The following is a 20,148-nucleotide window of genomic DNA, read 5'->3' on the forward strand; positions in this document are numbered from 1 at the left end:
CCGAGGTAGCGGTCGCGGTCCCGACGCTACGTCCGGGCCCCGGAGGCCGCATGCCGGAGGCCGCCGGACGGGTACGGCCGGTGGCGGCGGCTGGTAGCGTGCCCGCCGATGTCCAGGAGAGGAGCTTCGGCCATGGTGGCTGCACGTCACATCAGACTGACCGCGGTGCTGGTGACCGTCGTCTTCGCACTGACCGGGTTCTCGTCGAGCGGCGGCAGCAGCGGGAGCAGCGGCAAGAGCAAGAGCAAGAGCAGCGGGGGCGGGTGCTCCAGCTCCAAGAGCAAGAACAAGAAGAAGAGCCACAACGGGAGCGGCAACAGCAGCCCCACGCCCTCGGCCAGCCGGACGCCCCCGCCCGCGCACGTCATCGTCATCAGCTGCGCCGGCGCGGGGAAGACGGAGGCCACCCTCCAGGTCAGCTCCAACCTGGACACGCAGCGCTCCGTGCGGATCCCGGTGACCTTCCAGGACGCCCGGGGCGCCGGCCTCGACACCGGGTCCGTCCAGGTCACCCTCAAGGCGCGCGAGACCCGGACGGTCACCGTGCCGCTGACGAAGCCCGCCAAGGCCTCCGAGGTGAAGACCTGCCTGGTCGGCACGGTCGACTGACGGTCAGCGCAGCCGGGGCCGCGCGGTGCGGCTCCTGTTCGTGAAGAGTTCCGCCTGACGCTCCGGGGGGAGGTTCCCCAGGGCGATCAGCGCCGGGGCCTGGGCCAGCGCCTGCTGGAGCGTGGCCTGCTTGGCCGACCACAGGGCCCGTACGGTTCCCTGGACGGCCTGCGTCGGGAAGCCCGCCAGGGTCTGGGCCGCGCGCAGGGCCGCCGGGAGCAGTTCCTCGGGCGCGGTCAGTTCCGAGACGAGCCCGATCTCGTACGCCCGCCGCGCGGAGAGGCGCTCGGCCGTGCCCATCAGGGACATCCGGGCGGCCTCGCCGAAGGGCATGCGCTGCGCCATGTAGACGGCCTCGTAGGCGCTGACCATGCCGTAGCTGGTGTGCGGGTCGAAGAAGGTCGCCGTGGTGGACGCGATGACGAATTCCGCCTCACCGAGCAGGTAGAAGGCCCCGCCGCAGGCCATGCCGTTGACGGCGGCGATGACCGGCTTCCACAGGTCGGCCGCCTTGGGGCCGATGGCGATCAGCGGATCGTCTGCGGAGTACGGGGAGGCGGGCTGCGGCACCTCGACGCCCCGGTCGATCCCCGTGCAGAACGCGGCCGCGCCGGAGCCGGTGAGCACCACCGCCCGGACCCCCTCGGCGAAGCGGAACTCCCGCCACACCGAGCTCAGTTCGGCGGCCGTCGCCAGGTCGATGGCGTTGTGCCTGGCCTCCCGGTCCAGGGTGACGACCGCGACCCCGGACTCCTTGTCCCGCTCCACCCGCAGCGTCACGGCTTCTCCAGGATCCAGCGCGGCACGGCCATCGCGCCGACCGAGGTGAAGGCGACCTGGACGCGCGCGCCGATGCGCAGCCGGGCCGGGTCCACCGAGTCGAGCGGGGCGTCGGCGCGGGTGACCAGGTTCCCGGCCAGCCGGATGTGCGGGGCGTCGGCGAGCTCCACGAGGATCACGTTGTACGGGGCCTGCGCGGCGTAGGCGGGCAGCAGGGGCGGGTGCGGTCTGACGTACGACCAGATGCGGCCCCGGCCGCTCATCCGGCGCCATGCGCTGTCGAAGGACCGGCAGTGCGGGCAGCAGGGGCGCGGCGGGAAGCGCAGCCGGCCGCAGCCGGGCGCCGCGCAGGCCTGGATGCGCAGCTCGCCCTGGGCGGCGTACTCCCAGAAGGGGGCGCCGTCCTCGTCGGGGACCGGCAGGAGCAGTTCGTCAGTGGCAGGTGCGGTCATGGTCGGCCCCTCACGCTCGAAGCAGGATCGCTGACGTCGGGACTCCCTCGCCCGCCGTCACCAGGCAGGTGGTGGCGTCCGGGACCTGCGCGGTGGAGATGCCCCGCAGCTGCTTGACGCCCTCGTTGATCAGGTTGAAGCCGTGCACGTACGCCTCGGACAGGCCGCCGCCCCCGGTGTTGATCGGGAGCCGGCCGCCCGTCTCCAGGGCCCCGCCCTCGGTGAAGGCGGCGCCCTCGCCGCGCCCGCAGAAGCCGTAGCCCTCCAGCGACAGCGGGATCAGCGGGGTGAACGCGTCGTAGATCTGGGCGACGTCCACGTCCTGCGGCCCGAAGTCGGCCTGCTTCCACAGGTGGCGGGCGGCGGTCCAGGCGGGGCCGGACAGCGGGTCGTCGTTCCAGTAGTTGACCATGCCGTGGTGCTGGGCGGGCAGGCCCTGGGCGGCCGAGTGCACGTAGACGGGCTTCTGACGGCAGTCCCTGGCCCGCTCGGCGGAGACGATCACGCAGGCCAGCGCCCCGTCGGTCTCCAGGCAGTTGTCGAAGAGGCACAGCGGCTCGCTGATCATGCGGGAGGTCATGTACATCTCGCGGGTGAGCGGGCGCTCGTACATCATCGCGGCGGGGTTGGCGTTGGCGCGGTTGCGGCAGGCCATCGCCACGTTGAAGAGGTGGTCGCGGGTGGCGCCGTACTCGTGCATGTAGCGCCGGGCCAGCATGCCGATCTCGTCGGCGGGGCGCAGCAGGCCGAACGGGCGGGTCCACTGGCCGGGGGTGGGCAGCTGGACGGCCGTGTTCTTCCAGGGGCGCGGGCCGGAGCCGCGTTTGCGGGAGCGCCAGGCGACGCCCACGGTGGCCTGGCCGGTGGCTATGGCGGCGGCGAGGTGACCGACGGTGGCGCAGGAACCGCCGCCGCCGTAGCCGATCTTGGAGAAGAAGGTGACGTCCCCGGCGCCGATGGCCTTGGCGACCTCGACCTCGTCGGTCTCCTCCATCGTGTAGGAGGAGAAGGCGTCGACCTCGGAGGGCTCGATGCCCGCGTCGGCGAGCGCCGCCAGGATGGCGCGGCAGGCCAGTTCCTTCTCGGACTGCGGCAGGTGTTTCGCGAAGGCCGTCTGTCCTATGCCGACTATCGCCGTAGCGTCCTTGAGCGTTGCCGCCATCGCGACCTCCGGGGTGCGCCAGTGCTGACAGCCGCGAAGGCTACAGCTAATCTGACGGATAGTCAGCTACCGGGTGAGCAGGAGGGTGACACGCATGGGCGAACACGGGCGTGACGGCGTGCGTGGCGTGCGCCGGCACGTGTACGAGGACGTGCGCGAGGACCTCGGCGGGGGCGTGCCCGAGGACCTCGGGGAGGACCTGCGCGCGGACCTGCGCTGGGGCACCATCGCCGGGCTCGTCCAGGCGGCAGCCGCACGGTACGCCGACCGCGAGGCCGTCGTCGACGGCCGCGTACGGATCAGCTACGCGCAGCTCGGCGAGCGCGTCGAGCGCGCCGCGGCCGCCTGCATCGCCGCCGGGACCGAGCCCGGCGACCGGGTCGCCGTCTGGGCCCCCAACACGCTGGAGTGGATCGTCTCCGCGCTCGGGGCGGTCTCGGCGGGCGCCGCCCTCGTCCCCCTCAACACCCGTTTCAAGGGCGCGGAGGCGGCGTACGTCCTGGAACGCAGCCGGGCCCGGCTGCTCTTCGTCACCGGCACCTTCCTCGGCACCTCCTACGTCGCCTCCCTGCGCCGCGCCGCGGGCGACGGCCCCGGCGCGGGGCCGCTGCCCGGCCTGCCGCACCTGGAGCAGGTCGTGGTCCTCGCCGACGACGCCCCCGAGTCCTTCCGCACCTGGAAGGACTTCCTGACGGACGGCGACCGCGTACCGGCCGCCGCCGTGCGCGAACGCGCCCGGTCCATCCCCCCGGACGCCCCCTCCGACATCGTCTTCACCTCCGGCACCACCGGCAGCCCCAAGGGCGCCGTCATCACCCACGCCCAGTCCCTGCGCTGCTACGACGTGTGGTGCGAGCTCGCCGGGCTGCGCGAGGGCGACCGCTACCTGATCGTGAACCCCTTCTTCCACACCTTCGGCTACAAGGCCGGGATCATCGCCTGCCTCATGCGCGGGGCCACGATGGTGCCGCAGCCCGTCTTCAACGTGGACACCGTCCTCGCCAACGTCGCCGCCGAGCGGATCTCCGTACTCCCCGGGCCGCCCACCCTGCACCAGTCGTTGCTCGACCACCCGCAGCGCGACCACCACGACCTCTCCGCCCTGCGCCTGGTCGTCACCGGCGCGGCCGTGGTCCCCCTGCGGCTCGTCGAACGGCTGCGCGGCGAGCTGCGCATCGCCACCGTCCTCACCGCGTACGGGCTCTCCGAGTCCAGCGGCATCGTCACCATGTGCCGGCGGGGCGACCCGGCGGAGGTCATCGCCGCGACCTCCGGGCGGCCCATCCCCGGCACGGAGGTGCGGATCGCCGGACGGGACGGGGCGGCGCTGGCGGCTGGCAGCGCGGGCGAGGTGTGGGTCCGCGGCCACCACGTCATGCAGGGCTACTTCGAGGACCCGGCCGAAACCGCCGCGGCCATCACCCCCGACGGCTGGCTGCGCACCGGCGACGTCGGTGTCCTCGACGCGGCCGGCAACCTGCGCATCACCGACCGGATCAAGGACATGTTCATCGTCGGCGGCTTCAACGCCTACCCCGCCGAGATCGAGCAACTCCTGTTCCTGCACCCGGACATCGCCGATGTCGCGGTCGTCGGAGTGCCGGACCCGCGCCTCGGCGAGGTCGGCAAGGCCTACGCGGTCCGCCGCCCGGGCTCCACGCTGACCGCCGACGACCTGATCGCCTGGTCGCGGCGGGAGATGGCCAACTACAAGGTGCCGCGCACGGTCGAGTTCGTCACCGAGCTGCCGCGCAACGCGAGCGGCAAGGTCCTCAAGCGCGAGCTGCGCACGCGTTAGCGGGTGCGGCGGGCGAGGACCAGCCGCCACCGGGGAGCTCCGCCGGGCAGCCGCCCGAACTGCTCCAGCGGCACGGTCTCCACGGTGAACCCGGCCGCCCGGAGGTCCTCGCGCACCCCGCCGAACGGGAAGGTCCGGTAGTACATGACGAAGGGCGGCCGCCACACCGCGTTGCGCATCCGCATCACCGCGTCGAATCCCGCCGTCACCCACCACACCGGTGTGCTCGGGGGGATCGGGGCGCCGATCGGGAAGGCGAAGACCCCGCCCGCGCGCAGGGACCGGTGGATCCCGGAGAAGAGCGCGGGCCGCTCGGACGGCAGGAAGTGGCCGAAGGCCCCGAAGCTGACCGCCAGGTCGTAGGTGTCCGCCAGCGCGGGCGGCAGCGCCCGCGCGTCGGCCCGTACGAAGTCCACCAGCGGAGAACCGGGGCCGTACGCCCGCTCCGCCTCGGCGAGCATGCCCGCGCTGAGGTCCACCCCGGACACGCGGTCCCGGCACAGCCGCCGCAGCATGCCCATCGCCGCCCCCGTGCCGCAGCAGACGTCCAGCCCTGCGCCGAAGCCGCCCTCGTACTGGGCGAGGGCCTCCTCGACGGCGTCGAGCATCCGGTCCGGGGTGCGGAAGGGCGTGTGGTCGAACTTCGGCGCCAGCAGGTCGTAGCCCCGCTCGATCGAGGACAGGCCCTGCACGAGGAGTTCGCGGACGCTCGGTCCGTGGGAGGAGAACACGGCTCCAGCCTATGTCGCGGCCGCTCCCCCCGCCCGGACGCACGCGTACGGCGGTCGCGGTGGCTCCCCCTCCGGGCCACCGCGACCGCCGTTCCCCCGTTGCTCCCCCGTACGCCGATCCCCCGTGGATCCCCCGTGCGTACGGGGTGGTGCGTCTTACGGGCGCGGAGAGGACGCGTGGTTGTCCAGCGTCTGGATCTCCTCGCCCGGCAGCGGCGGGTCGACCGGGACGGGCTGGTCGACCGGCTTGATCTCGATGCCCGAGGCGTGGTTGTCCAGGGTCTCGATTTCGACGCCCGAGGCGTGATTGTCGAGCGGCTTGATGTCAGCGTCGGTCGGCAAGGTGTTCTCGTTCGTCGTCATCGGTTCTCCTGATGGATGGGTGGGCCCCGCTCGGCGATTCCCCCGAGGATCGCCGAACGGGTAGTCCTCCAACCGACCCGGTTCCCCCCGGAACTCCGGGTCGATGCACCTATCGTGGCGGGGGGCGATAAACGAACGATGAACGCCTCGTTCATCGGCCGTCACCGCAGGTCGCAGCCGGCTCAGGCGGCGGGCCAGTCGGCCGGGTCAGGCGGCGGGCTCAGGCCGCGAGCTCCGACGCCAGCAGGTTGCGCACCTCGGCCAGTTCGCTCGACCCCAGCTGCGCGAAGACGCTCTCCGCGTCCCGCCAGCAGGCCCGCGCCCGGTCGCGCTGACCCAGCCGCCGCAGCGCCTTGCCCAGCACGGTCAGCACGGTGGCCCGGCGCCACTCCCCGCCGATGCCGCGCAGCGCGATGGCCTGCTCGGCGTGCGAGGCGGCCAGGGTGGGGCGGCGCGCCGCCAGGTGGGTCTCGGCGAGCCGGAAGTGGGTGACGCCCTCCCACAGCGGCTGACGGTTGTCGTGGAACAGCGCGAGCGCCTCGGTGAGCTGCGTCAGGGCCTCGCCGTAGCGGCCCGCCTGGGTGAGCGCGATGCCCAGCGCGTAGCGGCCGTTGGCCAGGCGCAGGGTCAGGCCCATCCGGTCGTAGATGGCGATGCCCTGCTGGGCGAGGTCTATGGCGCTGGCGAGGCGGCCCAGTTCCACGTGGATGCGCGAGAGGTTGCACAGGGCGCTGGCCTCGCCGACGTTGTTGCCGTCGGCGCGGAAGTTCTTGATGGCCTCCAGCAGGTACCGCTCGCCGTCCGCGTGCCGGCCCTGGTACAGGGCGATGATCCCCCGGTCGTTGGGCGCCCAGCAGCTGGGCAGTGGGTCTCCGGCGGCGCGGGCGAGCGCGGTGGCCTGGCGGGCCTCGTCGTCGGCCTCGGCGAACCGGCCCGCGACCAGGTGGACGTTGGTGAGGGTGGTGCGGGCCCGGCCCTCGGCGTACGGGTCCCGCGCGGCCTGGGCGGCGTCGCGCAGGGCGACGGCGGCCGACTCGTACTGCTTGGAGTTGGCCCCCGACTCGGCCAGGTCCTTGGCCGCCCACAGCAGGTCCACGGCCCGGCGCAGCACGGGCGTGTCACCGGCCGTGGCGCACGGCCGCGCGGAGGCCTGCCGTACGCACGCCAGCAGCGGGTCGGCCTCGGCGTACAGCCAGTCCAGCGCGGCGCGCGGGTCGGCGAAGACCAGCCCGGGGTAGTGCGTGTCGGACAGGTGCGCGGGCAGCCGGTCGCCGGGGCGCTCCAGGGCGTAGACGCCGGAGGCGGTGGCCAGGTAGAAGTCCAGCAGCCGGTCCAGGGCCGCCTCGCGCCCGCTCGGCGGCTGCTCGTCGCGCTCGGCGCACGCACGCGCGTAGAGGCGTACGAGGTCGTGGAAGCGGTAGCGGCCGGGCGCGGCGGATTCGAGGAGCGAGCAGTCGACCAGAGCCTCCAGGAGGTCTTCGGTGTCGTACTCGGGCAGGTCCAGTACGGCCGCTGCCGCGGACAGCGAGATGTCGGGGCCGTCGGCGAGGCCGAGAAGGCGGAACGCGCGCTGCTGGGCGGGCTCCAACTGGCCGTAGCCCAGCTCGAAGGTGGCTTTGACGGCGAGGTCGCCGGCCTGGAGCTCGTCGAGGCGGCGGCGCTCGTCGGCGAGCTTGGCGGCGAGGACGGAGACCGTCCAGGTGCGGCGGGCGGCGAGGCGGGAAGCGGCGATGCGGATGGCGAGCGGCAGGAAGCCGCAGGCGCCGACGACGTCGAGGGCGGCCTGGCGTTCGGCGCGCACCCGCTCCTCGCCGACGATCCGGCTGAAGAGCTGGAGGGCCTCCTCGGGGCTCATCACGTCGAGGTCGACGAGGTGCGCCCCCGCGAGGCCCGCCATGCGCACCCGGCTGGTGACGAGGGCGGCGCAGCCGGCGGTGCCGGGCAGGAGCGGGCGGACCTGGGCCGCGTCACGGGCGTTGTCGAGGAGGACCAGGACGCGGCGGCCGTCGAGGGTGGAGCGGTAGAGCGCGGCGCGGTCGGCCGGGGAGTCGGGGATGGCGGTGTCGGGGGTGCCGAGCGCGCGCAGGAAGGAGCCGAGGACGGCCTCCGGTTCGGCGGGGCGGGCCTCGGTGCCCTGGAGGTCGACGTAGAGCTGGCCGTCGGGGAAGTGCGGGCGGGCGGCGTGGGCGACGTGCACGGCCAGGGTGGTCTTGCCGACGCCGCCGATCCCGGCGAGCGCGGAGACGGCCATGACCTGGCCCGCGGCCCCCGCGGACAGGATGGTGCCGAGCTCGTCGACGAAGCTGGAGCGGCCCGTGAAGTCGGGGACGGTGGCGGGCAATTGGGCGGGCCTTACGTGAACGGCCGCTGCGGCGGGGGCCGGGTCCTCCGCGCGGGCGAGGTCGGCGTCGGCGTTCAGGATGCGCTGCTGGAGGGCGGCGAGCTCGGGGCGGGGGTCGACGCCGAGCTCGTCGGCGAGGAGCCGGCGGGTGTCGGCGTAGACGGCGAGGGCCTCGGCCTGCCGGCCGCTGCGGTAGAGGGCGAGCATGAGCAGCTCGCGCAGGCGTTCGCGCAGCGGGTGGGCGGCGGTGAGGGCGGTGAGCTCGGAGACGGCCTCGGCGTGGTGGCCGACCTCCAGGTCGAGGTCGAGGCGGGTCTCCAGCAGCTGGAGGCGCCATTCGGCGAGCCGGGTGCGCTCGGTCTCGGCGTGCGGGCCCGGTACGCCGGCGAGCGGCTCGCCGTCCCAGAGGTCGAGGGCGCGGGCCAGGAGCGTACGGGCGAGGGAGCGGTCACCGGCCGCGCGGGCCGCTTCGGCGTCGGCGGCGAGGCTGCGGGCGACGCCGAGGTCGAGGGTGGCGGCGCAGCGCAGGCGGATCGCGTAGCCGCCGGACTCGGTGACGAGCAGCCCGGGGGCGACGACCTTGCGCAGGCGGGAGGCGTACGTACGGATGGTGGCGAGGGCCTGCTGCGGCGGGTCCTCGCCCCAGATGGCGTCGATGAGCTCGGGTGCGGTGGCGGTACGGCCCTCACGGAGCAGGAGCACCGCGAGCAGGGCCCGCTGCTGGGGCGTACCGGAGGGCAACAGCTCGTCCCCCCGCCAGGCCCGCACGGGGCCGAGCACGGCGAAACGCGAGTCCGTCGGCGCCGACGCCGGCGCCTTGGCGGCGGGCTCTGCGGTGGTCCGGGGCGCGGGCGCCGGCGCCTTGGCGGCGGGCTCGACCGAGATCCCCGGGGCGGGCGCGGTTCCGCGGGGCACGGGCGCGGCCGAGATCCCGGGCACGGGTGTGGTTCCGCCGGGCGCGGGCGCGGGCGGGGTTGCGCCGGGGCCGGGCGCGCGCCGGGGCGTCTCCTCGGGCGCCGAACGTGGCGAGGGGTCGGGGGGTGCGGCGGGGGTGTGTTCGACGCCCTGCGGGGAGCGCCCCGGCACACACCCGACCCCGTCGCAACCGGCCGGGGTGGGTCCGTGAGGCGCGCCGGGCGCGGGGCCGGGGGGTGCGGCGGGGGTGTGTTCGGCGCCCTGCGGGGAGCGCCCCGGCGCGCGGCCGGCCCCGTCGCAACCGGCCGGGGTGGGTCCGTGAGGCGCGCCGGGCGCGGGGGCGGGGGGGGCGGCGGGGGTGGGTTCGGCGGGCTGTGGGGGGTGCCCCGGCACGCAGCCGGCCCCGGGACCTGCTTCGGGTGCGGCTGTAGCCGCAATCGGCGGCTGCGGGATGGCCGGTACGCCGTCCATCTGTCGTCACCCTGCCTTCCGTCGTCGTAAGGGTCAGTCTGCCCTGTGTTGCGCGTACACGTCAGCCCGTCCCGGGCCGATCGCGGTCCAACTAGCTGACGGTTCGTCAGTTCAGCGCTACCGTATGGGCCATGGAGACCTTCCCGAAGATCATCTCGGTGGACGACCACACGGTGGAGCCCCCCCACGTCTGGCGGGACCGCCTCCCGTCCAAGTACCGCGACACCGGCCCACGCGTCGTCCGCGCCCCCTTGAAGGAAATGACCTTCCTCGGAGGCAAGTTCGCCCCTGTCATGGGGGCCAAGGGCGACGACGGCCCGATCGGCGACTGGTGGGTGTACGAGGACCTGCACCGGCCCCTCACCCGGCTCGACACGGCCGTGGGATACGACCGCGACGAGATCAAACTGGAAGTCATCACCTACGAGCAGATGCGCCCGGGGTCCTTCTCGGTTCCCGACCGGCTCGCGGACATGGACGTCAACCACGTCCAGTCGGCGCTCTGCTTCCCCACCTTCCCCCGCTTCTGCGGCCAGACCTTCACCGAGGCCAAGGACCGCGAGCTGGGCCTGCTCGGCGTACGGGCCTACAACGACTGGATGGTGGAGGAGTGGTGCGGCCCGGACGCGGGCGGCCGGCTGATCCCCCTCACCCTGATCCCGCTCTGGGACGCCCGCCTGGCGGCGGCGGAGGTCCGCCGCAACGCGGCGCGCGGCGTGCGCGCGGTCGCCTTCTCGGAGATACCCCCGCACCTGGGCCTCCCCTCCGTCCACACCGACGAGTGGGACCCCTTCCTGGAGGCGTGCGACGAGACCGGCACGGTCATCGCCATGCACATCGGCTCCTCGTCCCGCATGCCGTCCACCTCGGCGGACGCCCCGCCGGCGGTCGGCTCCACCATCACCTTCGCGAACTGCTGTTTCTCGATGGTCGACTGGCTGATGAGCGGCAAGTTCGAACGCTTCCCCCGCCTGAAGATCATGTACGCGGAGGGCCAGATCGGCTGGATCCCGTACATCCTGGAGCGCGCGAACGTGGTCTGGGAGGAGAACCGCGGCTGGGGCGGGGTCGCGGACAAGGTGCTGCGCCCGCCGTCGGAGCTCTTCGCGGAACACGTCTTCGGCTGCTTCTTCGACGACGCCTTCGGCCTGAAGAACCTGGACTCGATCGGCGTCGCCAACGTCCTCTACGAGACGGACTACCCCCACTCGGACTCCACCTGGCCCAAGTCCCGCGAGGTCGGCGAGGCCCAGATGGGCCACCTGGCGCCGGACGTCGTGGAGCGCATCGTGCGCGGCAACGCGATCGACCTGCTGGGGCTCACGGCGGACGGCCTGTGGGCGGGACCGGGGGCGTGAGCGTACGCGCGGGCGGCGGGATGGACGCACATCACGGCCGGTGGTGTTCGATGGGGGCATGACCAGCGCCGACAGCAGCCACAGCGACGCGTTCCACGCCACCTTGCACTCCCTGCGCGTGTGGGACGGCCCGCTCCCCGACTTCGACGCCGAGAACGCTCCCACCGAGCCCTTGGAGCTGTTCAGGGAGTGGTTCGTCCACGCCGCACGGGCGGGCCAGCCGGAGCCGCACACGATGAGCCTCGCCACGGTGGACGCCGAGGGGCGGCCCGACGTACGGACGCTGATGCTGCACGACGCCGACCCGCGGGGCTGGCACTTCGCCTCGCACGCCACCAGCGCCAAGGGCGTACAGCTGGCCGGGCAGCCGCAGGCGGCGCTCGGTTTCTACTGGCCGGCCGTGGCCCGGCAGGTGCGGATCCGGGGCCGGGTCGGTGCCTGCGGCCCGCAGGAGAGCCGGGCGGACCTGGCGGTCCGCTCGCGGGGAGCGCTCGCGGCCGCGCTCACGGGCCGCCAGAGCGAGGTGCTCGGCTCCACGGAGGAGCTGGCGCGGGCCTCGGCGGCCGCCTGGGAGCGGGCCGGCGCCGAGCCGGACGCGCCGGCTCCGACGTGGACCCGGTACGTACTGGACCCCGTGGAGGTGGAGTTCTTCCAGGGCGACGCCGCCCGCCGCCACATCCGGCTGCGCTACCGGCGCACCGCCGACGGCTCCTGGACCCGCGAGCTCCTCTGGCCTTAGGTGTGTTGTCCGGGCAGGTTGGTGCCGCGCCTCGCCGCGTTGTCGTCGCCTAGGATGCGCCGGTGGAGCTCAGTTCGGTGATCATCGCGGTGGCGGGCGTCGCAGGGACGCTGGGGGGTGCGATCCTCACCCAGCGCGGCTCGGAGCGCGTCAAGCGCCGGGAGATCGAGCTCGTGCGCGGCCACGAGGCGGTCCGCGAGGAGTTTTCGCTGCGCCGCACCTGCTACGTGGAACTGAACCGCGAGGCCCGGCAGTTCACCACGGCACTGAGCCGCCACCTGCACGTCATCCGGGAGCGCGGCGTGACGGACGCGGACCGCCTCACCCTCGAAGAGGTCCGGCGCGCCCACCTCGACCGGTACTCCGAGGCGCAGATGACCGCCCCCGAGGAGGTACTGCGGCCGGTGAGCACCGTCAACCGGGCCCTGAGCGAGGTGTACGGCCAGGTCAAGCGCCTGGAGCGCGGCGAACCGGGACCGGGCGAGACCATGGAGTCCGCGGTCCGCGCCCAGCAGGAGCTGTGGGACGCGCTGCGCGCCATGAGGGCCGCCATGCGCCAGGACCTCGGGGTGGAGTGAGCGCCGGGGTCAGCGAGCCGCCGGGGTCAGTGGGCCGCCGGGGTCAGTGGGTCGCCGGGCGGAACACCGCCACCCACACCCCGTCCGCCGTCTCGCGGAAGGTGACCGCGAGCGCCATGCCGATGCGCAGGTCGGCCGCCGGGCAGTCGACCACATCGGTCATCATCCGGGGGCCCTCCGCCAGGTCCACGACCGCCGCCGTGTAGGGGACGCGCGCGCCGAACGGCGGGAGGTCGTTGCGGTGGATCACCGACCAGGTGTAGAGGGTCGCCCGGCCGCTCGCCGTCTCCCACGCCACCCGGTCCTCCCCCGCCCAGCACTCCGGGCAGAACTCCCGCGGGTAGTGGTGCGCCCGCCCGCAGTCCGCGCAGCGCCGCAGCAGGAGGCGGCCCTGCGCCGCCGCGTCCCAGTAGGGGCGGGTGAACTCGTCCGCCTCCGGGAGGTCGTACCGTACGCCGCTCACAGGAACAGTCCCGTCGCCGCGTCGAGGGACCAGGTCTGCCAGGCCATGGCGAAGAGCGCGACCAGCGAGATGAGGGCCATCATCGCGTTCTGGCCCTGCTCGGCCCAGTCATGGATCATCAGCACGAAGTAGAGCAGGTTCAGCAACAGCCCGCCCACCAGCGCGATCGGGGTCAGGAAGCCCAGGACGAGACCCAGCCCGAGCGCGAGTTCCGCGTAGACGACGACGTAGGCGATCAGCTTGGGGCGGGGTTTCACGACCAGCTCGAAGCCGCCCTGGACGAAGGTCCAGCGGTGCTTGGCGGCGACGTCGGCGGCCCAGGCGATGCCGGTGCCGCGTTCGAACCAGCCCTTCTTGTCCTTGTGGCGCCAGCTCTCCAGCCACCACAGGCCGAGGCCCATGCGCAGCACGGCGAGCCACTCGGCCCCACTGAGCCAGATGGTCTGCATCGGCAGCCCCCACCCCTCTCGCGATCGCTCGCACCCACCCACCCCGCTATCTGACGGAACGTCAGTTCAGCGGATGGCGGCCGATCGCGCAAGCCCCCGGCCACCACCCGCCGAACCCGGTGCGAACCCCGTCCGAACCCCGCCCCAACCCCGTCGTAACCGATCCGCAATCGATTCCCTCCTCGTCCGAGACCCATCAACCCAGCGTGGCGATACGCTCACACCTCATGCCCGGAGTCCCCACACCCCCCGACATGACCACCCAGCCCCGCCCCGTGTACGTCATCGGGGCCGGCCCCGGCGGCCTCGCCGCGGCCGCCGCGCTGCGCGCCCGCGGGGTCCGCGCGGTCGTCGTCGAGAAGTCCGACGCTGTCGGCGCGTCCTGGCGGCGCCACTACGACCGGCTCCGCCTGCACACCACCCGCCGCCTCTCCGCCCTCCCGGGCCTGGCCATGCCGCGCCGCTTCGGGCGCTGGGTCTCCCGCGACGACGTCGTGCGCTACCTGGAGAAGTACGCCGAGTACCACGAGCTGGAGCTCGTCACCGGCGTCGAGGTGACCCGGGTCGAGCCCGCGCCCGAGGGCGGCTGGACCTTGCACGCCACCGGCGGGCGGGTCCTGAACGCCACGGCGGTCGTCGTCGCCACCGGGTACAACCACACGCCCGCCCTCCCCGACTGGCCGGGCCGCGAGGCCTACACCCGGCCGCTGCTGCACGCCCGCGACTACCGCGCCCCGCAGCCGTACGCGGGCCAGGACGTCCTCGTCGTCGGCGTCGGCAACACCGGCGCCGAGATAGCCGTCGACCTCGTCGAGGGCGGGGCCGCGCGGGTGCGGCTCGCCGTGCGCACCGCCCCGCACCTCGTGCGCCGCTCCACCGCTGGCTGGCCGGCCCAGCGCACGGGGATCCTCGTACGCCGACTGCCCGTGAAGCTCGTGGACCGGCTGAGCGTGGCCGTCGCCAGGATCTCCGTCCCGGACCTGTCGGCGTACGGGCTCCCGCGCCCCGACACCGGCCTGTACAGCAGGGTCACCGAGGGCGCGATCCCGGTTCAGGACGCCGGCCTGATCGATGCCGTCCGCAGCGGCAAGGTCGAGCCGGTGGCGGCCGTCGAGGCCTTCGACGGCGCCGAGGTGGTGCTCGCGGACGGCTCGCGGATCAGCCCGGACGCGGTGATCGCGGCCACCGGCTACCGCCGCGCCCTGGAGGACCTGGTCGGACACCTGGGCGTACTCGACGAGCGGGGCAGGCCGCGCACGCATGGCGCCCGCACCCCCGAGCAGGCCCCCGGCCTGTACTTCACCGGCTTCACCAACCCCATCAGCGGGATGTTCCGGGAGATGGCCTTGGACGCGGAGAAGATCGCCAAGGCGGTCGCGGCCCGACTGCCGGAGGCCTGAAAGACACCTGGTCGCGCCCGGCCGGGTCTGGCACCGTTCCTTACGGGAGCCTCCGCACGCCCGCACGCCCGCACGCCCGCGCCGCCGCACGCCCGCGCCGCCGCACGCCCGCACCGCCGCACCCTCATGCCCGCACACCAGCGCCCCCACACCACATCCACACATCGCCTCCGCCAGCTTTCCTGCGCAGCCCTGTTCCTGACGGCACGTCAGTTCAGTAATCTGACTGCACGTCAGTTATCGAGTTCCATCGAGGTTCATCGAGCAGGAGCGGGCGGAACGATGCTTGGATCTACTCACGGCACCCTCACCACCGACTTCCGCGCACGGGTCGAGGCCTGCGGGGAGACGCCCAGGACCGCCGTCCACTCGTCGGCGGCTCCCTCCGCCGACGACGCGGTCGCCCTGGACGTCAGCGGACGGCCGCTGCACGCCGACGTGCCCGACCTGGACCGGTTCTTCCGGCCCGAGTCCGTGGCCGTCATCGGCGCCTCCGACGCCGAGGGCAGGCCCAACGCCGGCATCACCCGCCAGCTCATCGCCTGGGCCGAGCGGGTGGGAGCCCGGATCCACCCCGTGCACCCCACCCGCGAGAGCGTCTTCGGGCTGCCCTGCGCACCCACGGTCGCGGCCCTGCCCGAACAGGTGGACCTCGCCGTCCTCCTCGTCGCCGACCCGCTGCCCGTCATCGAGGAACTGGCCGAGACCAAGGTCAAGTTCGCCGTCGCCTTCGCCTCCGGCTTCGCCGAGACCGGCGACGCGGGCGCCGCCGCCCAGGCCCGGCTCTCCGCCGCCGTAGAACGCACGGGCCTGCGCCTGCTGGGCCCCAACACCAACCTGAACGCCTTCGAGGAGTTCCGCGACGACCTCGACGGCCCGGCGATCGCCCTCATCACCCAGTCCGGCCACCAGGGCCGCCCGGTGTACACCCTCCAGGAGCTCGGCATCCGCCTCTCCCACTGGGCCCCCACCGGCAACGAGGCCGACCTGGAAACCTCCGACTTCATCTCCTACTTCGCCGAGCGGCCCGAGGTCGGGGCCATCGCCTGCTACGTGGAGGGCCTCAAGGACGGCCGGTCCTTCCTGCTCGCGGCCGACCGCGCGGCGCGCAACGGGGTCCCGGTCGTCGCCGTCAAGGTCGGCCGCACGGAGACCGGCGCCCGCATGGCCGCCTCCCACACCGGGAAGCTGACCGGCGCGGACACCGTCGTGGACGCCGCCATGCGCCAGTTCGGCGTCATCCGCGTCGACGGCCTGGACGAACTCCAGGACACCGCCGCCCTGCTCGCCCGGGCCCGCAAGCCGAAGGCCGACGGCGTCGTCGTCTACTCCATCTCCGGCGGCACCGGGGCCCACTTCTCCGACCTGGCCACGGAGGCGGGCCTGCGCCTGCCCACCCTCCCGCAGGCCAAGCAGGACGAGCTGCACCAGTGGATCCCCGCGTACCTGAACGTCGCCAATCCCGTCGACAACGGCGGCCACCCCGTCGGCGACTGGCGCGGCCGCAAGATCATCGACGCGATCCTCGCGGACCCGTCCGTCGGCGTCCTCATCTGCCCGATCACCGGCCCCTTCCCCCCGATGAGCGACAAGCTCGCCCAGGACCTGGTGGACGCGGCCGAGGCCTCGGACAAGCTGATCTGCGTGATCTGGGGCTCCCCCGTCGGCACGGAGGACGCCTACCGGCGAGTGCTGCTGGGCTCCTCCCGCGTGGCCACCTTCCGTACCTTCGGCAACTGCATCACCGCCGTACGGGCCTACCTCGGCCACCACCGCTTCACGGCCGGGTACCGCTCCCCCTTCCAGGACGCCCCGCGCACGCCCTCGCCCTCGTACCGCAAGGCGCAGGCGCTCATGCGGCCGGGCCAGCAGCTCAGCGAACACGCGGCGAAGCAGCTGCTGCGCGCGTACGGCATACGGGTCCCCCGCGAGCAGCTCGTCACCAGCGCGGCGGCGGCCGTACGGGCGGCCGGGCTGGTCGGCTACCCGGTGGTCATGAAGGCCTCGGGCCCCCAGCTCGGGCACAAGACGGAGCTCGGCCTCGTCAAGATCGGCCTGACCTCCGCGAGCCAGATCCGCGACGCGTACCGGGAGCTCACCGACACGGCCCGCTACGAGAACGTCCCGCTCGACGGGATCCTGGTCTGCCAGATGGTGGAGCGCGGGGTCGAGATGGTCGTCGGCGTCACCCAGGACGACCTCTTCGGCCCGACGGTGACGGTGGGCCTCGGCGGCGTCCTGGTCGAGGTACTGAACGACGCGGCGGTCCGCGTCCCGCCCTTCGGGGAGGACCAGGCCCGCGCGATGCTCGGCGAACTGCGCGGGCACGCCCTGCTGGAGGGCGTACGGGGGGCTCCCCCGGCCGACGTGGACGCCCTGGTGGAGGTCATCCTGCGGATCCAGCGGATGGCGCTGGAACTCGGCGACGAGCTCTCCGAGCTGGACATCAACCCCCTGATGGTCCTCCCGCGCGGCCAGGGGGCGGTGGCCCTGGACGCCCTGGCCATCTGCCGCTGACCGATCCAGCCCGCCGTCGGCGGGGGCTCCGCCGCCGCACCCCCGCGCCTCAAACGCCGGCGGGGCTGTATTTCCGCTCTGCCCTGAACTGGAGTTCACCCATGACCACCCGCACCCCCTCGGACGAGATCCTGCACCGGGTCGACGGCAACGTCTCGTGGATCACTCTCAACCGCCCCGAGGCCATGAACGCCGTCACCCCGGACCAACGCGAACGCGTCATCGCCCTGCTCGCGGACGCCTCCGCCGACCCCGCCGTCCGCGCCGTCGTCATCACCGCCACGGGCAAGGGCTTCTGCGCGGGCGCCGACCTGCGCGGCGCCCCCGCCGGCCCCGGGGACCGCGTCGCCGGTGACGTGGCCCGCATGATCCGGCTGGGCGCGCAGCGCCTGATCACCGCGGTCCTCGACTGCGAGAAGCCGGTCCTCGCCGCCGTCAACGGCACGGCCGCGGGCATCGGCGCCCACCTCGCCCTCGCCTGTGACCTCGTCATCGCCGCCGAACCAGTCCGCTTCATCGAGGTGTTCGTCCGCCGCGGCCTGGTCCCCGACGGCGGTGGCGCGTACCTGCTCCCCCGCCTCGTCGGCCCGCAGAAGGCCAAGGAGCTGATGTTCTTCGGCGACGCCGTCCCGGCGGCCGAGGCCGAACGCCTCGGCCTCGTCAACAAGGTGGTCCCGGCCGAGGAGCTGGAGGCGACGGCCCGGGCGTGGGCCGAGCGTCTCGCCCAGGGCCCCACCCGGGCCATCGCGCTGGCGAAGCAGCTGGTCAACGCCTCCCTGGACGGGGACCGGACGGCGGCGCTGGCCGCCGAGGCCTCCGCTCAGGAGATCAACATGACCACGGCCGACGCCAACGAGGGCGTGGCGAGCTTCGTGGAGCGCCGCACGCCCAAGTACCTCGGCCGCTGACCGTTTCGCTCCCCGTACGAGCTACGCCTGCCGGGGGCTCGGCTTCAGCAGCGCGAACACCGCTCCCGCCGGGTCGGCGGCCCACGCGATCCGGCCGACGTCCGGCACGTCGGCCGCGGGCATGAGCACCGCACCGCCGTTGCCCTCGATCGCCGAGACGGCGGCGTCCACGTCGGCCACGTGGAAGTAGGGGACCCAGCGCGGCACCGCCGCCGCCGAACCGCCGCCCGCGCCTTCGCCCCCGCCCGCGACCCCGTCCTCGGCCTGGGGCGCGATGCCGCCGAAGGACGTCGCCTGCTGGTCGCCCTCGGCGAGGCTCAGCACCCGGTACGTCATCCCGGGCACCTCCATCTCCTCGTGCCGCCAGCCGAACAGCCCCCGGTAGAACGCGGCGGCCGCGACGGGGTCCGGCACGTGCAGTTCCACCCACAGCAGGGTGTTCTCGGCGGAGGCCACCTCGAATCCGGCGGTCTTGCCGGGCTGCCACAGGGCGAACTCGGCGCCCTGCGGGTCGGTGGCCTGCGCCAGCCAGCCCTCGCCCATGACGTCCATGGGCTCCACCCGGATCCGTCCGCCGCCCGCCTTCACGGCGTCGGCGGTCTTGCGCACGTCCGGGGTGCTGAAGTGCACCATCCAGGCCGATCTGGCGCCTTCGTCGGTCAGCGTCCCGAGCCCGGCGACGGTCTTGCCGTCCAGCTGGAGCAAGCCGTACCCGCCGGCGTCGGGGCCCGCGGAGGCGTGCCTCCAGCCGAAGACGGCGCCGTAGAAGGCGGCGGCCGCCCCGGGGTCGGGGCTGCCGAGGTCGAGCCAGTTGGGTGATCCGGTACGGAAGTCGGTGCCGAGCATCAAGTGCCTCCTACAGGTCCGGCGGTACGAGTCCGCGGCTACGATGCCGAGCACCCACGCGCCGACGGGCGTACGGACCCCCGGCGAGCCGGAGTTTCACCCGTACGGTGGGAACGGTCCCGGCGGCCGGCCTCAGATCCCGACGCGCTCCAGCGCCGGCAGGAACTGGTCGTAGAAGTCCACCTTGATCTGGAGGGAGCGCCGCTCCACTTCCCTGAAGGAGTCGGCCGCCCCCTCGCCCCCGTCGCCGAGGAACCGCGCCACCCGGGTGGCGAGGCGATCGGCGTGGCCCGTGGCCAGGAGGTCCGCGGTCGCCAGCGCTTCACCTTTGGCGTCGTGGAGGTGGTGCAGGTAGTAGAAGCGCGAGCCGTCCTGCGTGAGCACGGGTTCCATGCGCTCACACACCCATGCGGCGGACCGATGTCTCTTTCTATGCAAGGGAGTTGACCAGCGCAGCAGCCATTCAGGCCTTCCGTCGGCAGCCGGCTTCCATCAAGGCGCGCGATGCACCTCCCTTCCTATCTGACGCAGTGTCAGTTTCAATCGTGGTTGTGATGGGACACGCAGGGATGGCGGCCACCGTCGTCCGATACCTCAGGTCAGTCGGCTCCCCCACCGCCACGTCGGCGGACCGGGAACCCGAGCCCGTCGACGCGCTGCCGCGCCCCGACCTGCGGGCCGTCGGCGAGGACGAGCGCGCGCCGGTCGGTCCCGCCGAGTTCCGGGCCGTACTGGGGAACTTCGCCAGCGGGGTCACCGTCATCACCGCGCCGCCCGGCGGGGGCGAGGAGGGGGACGGACCCGCCGGCTTCGCCTGCCAGTCCTTCGCCTCGCTGTCCCTCGACCCGCCCCTCATCACCTTCATGGTGGCCCGTACGTCGACCACCTGGCCGCGCATCGCCCGCGCCGGGGTGTTCTGCGTCAACGTCCTCGGGGCCGAACAGGGCGAGCTGTGCCGCTCCTTCGCCGTCAGCGGCGCGGACAAGTTCGCCGGGGTGGCCCACACCCCCGCCCCCGTCACCGGATCACCGCAGCTCGACGCCGTGCCCGCCTGGATCGACTGCCGGATCCACGCCGTGCACACCGGCGGCGACCACCTCATCGTCGTGGGCCGGGTGGTGGCCATGGGCGCGGCCGGCGAGGGCGAGCCGCTCCTCTTCCACAAGGGGAGGTTCGGCCGCTTCACCGCCTGAGCGGCGGCGGCCGGGGGGTCTCGTGCGGCTCAGCCTGCGGGCCGGCGCCCGGACGGGCGTCCGGACCGGTGCCCC

The 20,148-nt window shown here is 73.6% G+C and carries 19 protein-coding genes; 9 read left to right on the plus strand and 10 right to left on the minus strand.

The features are described from left to right. Positions 1–132 precede the first annotated feature (132 nt). A complete protein-coding gene (locus tag AC07DU_RS07665) occupies positions 133–609 on the plus strand; it encodes a hypothetical protein (RefSeq protein WP_479028786.1) in 477 nt (158 codons plus the stop codon). Between the two features lie 3 nt (positions 610–612). On the opposite strand, the gene AC07DU_RS07670 is transcribed toward AC07DU_RS07665, so the two are convergent. Genes AC07DU_RS07670 through AC07DU_RS07680 form a run of 3 tightly spaced genes read right to left on the minus strand, consistent with a single transcriptional unit; the run spans position 613 to position 3,003 of the window. Next, positions 613–1,389 (minus strand): enoyl-CoA hydratase/isomerase family protein, encoded by a 777-nt coding sequence (locus AC07DU_RS07670; protein ID WP_479110179.1) that lies wholly within the window; start codon positions 1,387–1,389, stop codon positions 613–615. After that, positions 1,386–1,841: a Zn-ribbon domain-containing OB-fold protein gene (locus tag AC07DU_RS07675; RefSeq protein WP_479110181.1), complete on the minus strand. Its 456-nt coding sequence runs from the start codon at positions 1,839–1,841 to the stop codon at positions 1,386–1,388. The genes AC07DU_RS07670 and AC07DU_RS07675 overlap by 4 nt, the downstream gene beginning before the upstream one ends. A gap of 10 nt (positions 1,842–1,851) precedes the next feature. Then, the gene (locus tag AC07DU_RS07680; RefSeq protein ID WP_479110183.1) at positions 1,852–3,003 is read right to left on the minus strand and encodes a lipid-transfer protein; all 1,152 of its coding nucleotides are present in this window, start codon (positions 3,001–3,003) and stop codon (positions 1,852–1,854) included. Positions 3,004–3,202: 199 nt separating this feature from the next. Here AC07DU_RS07680 and AC07DU_RS07685 point away from each other — a divergent pair, with 199 nt between their 5' ends. Beyond that, positions 3,203–4,801 carry a FadD3 family acyl-CoA ligase gene (locus tag AC07DU_RS07685; RefSeq protein ID WP_479110435.1) on the plus strand — a complete coding sequence of 533 codons (1,599 nt, stop codon included), beginning with the start codon at positions 3,203–3,205 and terminating at the stop codon, positions 4,799–4,801. On the opposite strand, the gene AC07DU_RS07690 is transcribed toward AC07DU_RS07685, so the two are convergent. From AC07DU_RS07690 to afsR, 3 genes are all read right to left on the minus strand, one after another. Continuing rightward, positions 4,798–5,532: a class I SAM-dependent methyltransferase gene (locus tag AC07DU_RS07690; protein WP_479110185.1), complete on the minus strand. Its 735-nt coding sequence runs from the start codon at positions 5,530–5,532 to the stop codon at positions 4,798–4,800. The two genes, AC07DU_RS07685 and AC07DU_RS07690, sit on opposite strands and share 4 nt — an antisense overlap. A 156-nt stretch (positions 5,533–5,688) precedes the next feature. Next, positions 5,689–5,895, minus strand: a complete 207-nt coding sequence (locus tag AC07DU_RS07695) for a hypothetical protein (RefSeq protein WP_479028796.1) — start codon at positions 5,893–5,895, stop codon at positions 5,689–5,691. Positions 5,896–6,115: 220 nt separating this feature from the next. After that, positions 6,116–9,175, minus strand: a complete 3,060-nt coding sequence (gene afsR / locus AC07DU_RS07700; RefSeq protein WP_479110187.1) for an SARP-family global regulator AfsR — start codon at positions 9,173–9,175, stop codon at positions 6,116–6,118. Positions 9,176–9,753: 578 nt separating this feature from the next. Here afsR and AC07DU_RS07705 point away from each other — a divergent pair. The 3 genes from AC07DU_RS07705 (at position 9,754) to AC07DU_RS07715 (ending at position 12,297) form a co-directional block, all read left to right on the plus strand. Beyond that, positions 9,754–10,980, plus strand: a complete 1,227-nt coding sequence (locus AC07DU_RS07705; RefSeq protein ID WP_360898477.1) for an amidohydrolase family protein — start codon at positions 9,754–9,756, stop codon at positions 10,978–10,980. Between the two features lie 58 nt (positions 10,981–11,038). Then, the gene (locus tag AC07DU_RS07710) at positions 11,039–11,719 is read left to right on the plus strand and encodes a pyridoxine/pyridoxamine 5'-phosphate oxidase (RefSeq protein WP_479028805.1); all 681 of its coding nucleotides are present in this window, start codon (positions 11,039–11,041) and stop codon (positions 11,717–11,719) included. A 62-nt stretch (positions 11,720–11,781) separates the two neighbouring features. Further along, positions 11,782–12,297 (plus strand): hypothetical protein, encoded by a 516-nt coding sequence (locus tag AC07DU_RS07715; protein ID WP_479028808.1) that lies wholly within the window; start codon positions 11,782–11,784, stop codon positions 12,295–12,297. 43 nt (positions 12,298–12,340) lie between these two features. Here AC07DU_RS07715 and AC07DU_RS07720 read toward each other — a convergent pair whose 3' ends face one another. Then, a complete protein-coding gene (locus AC07DU_RS07720) occupies positions 12,341–12,760 on the minus strand; it encodes a Zn-ribbon domain-containing OB-fold protein (protein WP_479110189.1) in 420 nt (139 codons plus the stop codon). Next, complete coding sequence (locus AC07DU_RS07725) at positions 12,757–13,209, minus strand: DoxX family protein (RefSeq protein ID WP_479110191.1); 453 nt, start codon at positions 13,207–13,209, stop codon at positions 12,757–12,759. The genes AC07DU_RS07720 and AC07DU_RS07725 overlap by 4 nt, the downstream gene beginning before the upstream one ends. A 254-nt stretch (positions 13,210–13,463) precedes the next feature. Here AC07DU_RS07725 and AC07DU_RS07730 point away from each other — a divergent pair, with 254 nt between their 5' ends. From AC07DU_RS07730 to AC07DU_RS07740, 3 genes are all read left to right on the plus strand, one after another. Then, entirely contained in the window at positions 13,464–14,609 is a 1,146-nt protein-coding gene (locus tag AC07DU_RS07730; RefSeq protein ID WP_479110193.1) for a flavin-containing monooxygenase, read from the plus strand. Positions 14,610–14,891: 282 nt separating this feature from the next. Then, the gene (locus AC07DU_RS07735; protein ID WP_453373375.1) at positions 14,892–17,126 is read left to right on the plus strand and encodes an acetate--CoA ligase family protein; all 2,235 of its coding nucleotides are present in this window, start codon (positions 14,892–14,894) and stop codon (positions 17,124–17,126) included. Between the two features lie 101 nt (positions 17,127–17,227). Then, entirely contained in the window at positions 17,228–18,034 is an 807-nt protein-coding gene (locus AC07DU_RS07740) for an enoyl-CoA hydratase/isomerase family protein (protein ID WP_479110195.1), read from the plus strand. A gap of 21 nt (positions 18,035–18,055) precedes the next feature. Here the strand turns inward: AC07DU_RS07740 and AC07DU_RS07745 are convergent, their stop codons facing one another. Both AC07DU_RS07745 and AC07DU_RS07750 read right to left on the minus strand, forming a co-directional pair. Continuing rightward, the gene (locus AC07DU_RS07745; RefSeq protein ID WP_479110197.1) at positions 18,056–18,880 is read right to left on the minus strand and encodes a VOC family protein; all 825 of its coding nucleotides are present in this window, start codon (positions 18,878–18,880) and stop codon (positions 18,056–18,058) included. A gap of 132 nt (positions 18,881–19,012) precedes the next feature. Continuing rightward, positions 19,013–19,273, minus strand: coding sequence for a hypothetical protein (locus AC07DU_RS07750; RefSeq protein ID WP_479028826.1), 261 nt, complete (start codon positions 19,271–19,273; stop codon positions 19,013–19,015). Positions 19,274–19,449: 176 nt separating this feature from the next. Between AC07DU_RS07750 and AC07DU_RS07755 the strand changes: the two genes are divergently transcribed. Next, positions 19,450–20,073: a flavin reductase family protein gene (locus tag AC07DU_RS07755; RefSeq protein WP_479110437.1), complete on the plus strand. Its 624-nt coding sequence runs from the start codon at positions 19,450–19,452 to the stop codon at positions 20,071–20,073. Positions 20,074–20,148: the final 75 nt, after the last annotated feature.

The organism is Streptomyces sp. NPDC045695 (assembly GCF_056432025.1).